This is a genomic window from Pseudoalteromonas sp. SR44-5, from assembly GCF_014163675.1.
Taxonomy (GTDB): Bacteria; Pseudomonadota; Gammaproteobacteria; order Enterobacterales; family Alteromonadaceae; genus Pseudoalteromonas; species Pseudoalteromonas rhizosphaerae.
Window position 1 is genome coordinate 1 of the sequence record NZ_JACJDT010000118.1, and the last position, 1,369, is coordinate 1,369.

At 40.4% G+C, this 1,369-nt stretch carries 2 protein-coding genes and 1 pseudogene; all 3 read left to right on the forward strand.

Going from position 1 to position 1,369, the window contains the following annotated elements; genetic code table 11:
* Positions 1-453, forward strand: a 453-nt coding sequence (locus H5154_RS22710) for a peptidoglycan-binding protein (RefSeq protein ID WP_182719726.1), incomplete at its 5' end; no start/stop codon positions are given.
* A 1-nt stretch (position 454) separates the two neighbouring features.
* On the forward strand, positions 455-841 hold the full coding sequence (locus tag H5154_RS22715; protein ID WP_182719727.1) for a hypothetical protein: 387 nt from the start codon (positions 455-457) through the stop codon (positions 839-841).
* Positions 842-914: 73 nt separating this feature from the next.
* A pseudogene (locus tag H5154_RS22720) lies at positions 915-1,369 on the forward strand (hypothetical protein); the annotation flags it as partial.

Here is a 1,369-nt window from a genome sequence, read left to right on the forward strand (position 1 = left end):
AGCCTAAATACGTTTGTTGTACAAAACGAAAAAGAATATTTTCGCCTGCAAATAATTCATGAAGATGGTGATGACATCACTGGCAAACGTATTGTACTCAACATAGGCAGCCAAACTATCGATACCGTTTTACCGAGCGACGGCCTAGTTGAAGTTGAGCTAAATGAGAACGACACGCTCACCGCTCAGGTTGATTTATATCTCAAGGAAGATCAAAGCTCACCCAGTGAAAGTTTTACCGCACAAGTTGGTCATTTAGACCCCATCGATACACTTTCAGGTGTGCAAGCACGCTGCAATTTATTGGGCTTTGACTGTGGCACAGTTGATGGCGTTAACGGCGCAAAAACTAAAGCCGGTGTGAGGGATTTTCAATACGAGCACGACCTTGAAGTAGATGGAATTGCAGGGAAGAAAACCAAAGCAAAATTACAGCAAGTATTTGGGAGCTAATATGAGTGTTTCACAGTGCATGCCAATGCAAGTTAATAATAGAAATAAAAAGTATATTACAGAGCCAAAAATCACCTTTGCATACCAGTTAAATTTAACTAAATCATCGGCTAAACCAATAAACCCGCTCAATGAGAAAGTTATTCTTGAGCATGTTGAAAGCTGTTGGCGTCAAGAATGCTCTGTAGGTGATCGACGTATTGTAGATACAGATTGGGTTCGGCTCACGTTTAAAAAAATTCCCACCGAAGGTACTTTTAATTTAATACAAGATCCAGATGACGGGGCTGAGCCTTTTTATATCTTTGAACGAGTGCCTTATACACAGTTGAGTGGTCAAACACCGCAAGCAGAATTAATGCCAAGCATTAATATAGATGATGAATGAATTTATTATAAATAACATAGATTTATAAGATAAATCTATTAATAAATTTACACCATATATACTAGGATTACCCATGTCATTAATCTCAGAAAACACAGCCCGTTTTAAACCACTTTTACACAGCATAACGAATATAAAGGCGTTTAGTAAAAGCGCGCGAAGCAGCGTAATGATATTGCTAAGTATTACTATGTTGCTATTAACTGGCTGTGGTGAGGAGCCTAATCCACCTGCAAAACAAGTTGTTGAAGAGCAACCCAGTCGATTTAGTAAAGATAAAAAAACGCATCGTCATAGTTACCACCCTGAGTGGCCAAAAGAGGTACGCAATGAGGTGTATGGCGATAAAGAAACATTTTCAACCCCACGTATTTTATTTAACGCGAAAGTCGAATGGATGAAAAGGAAAACGCTGTTCTCAGCACGGATGGATGGCTCTGATAGGCGCCGCATTATCCCCGAAGCTGCCTTTGAAGGTAGGGGGCTTATTGGTAGCCACACACCCAAGCGCTCGCCAGATAACCGCTA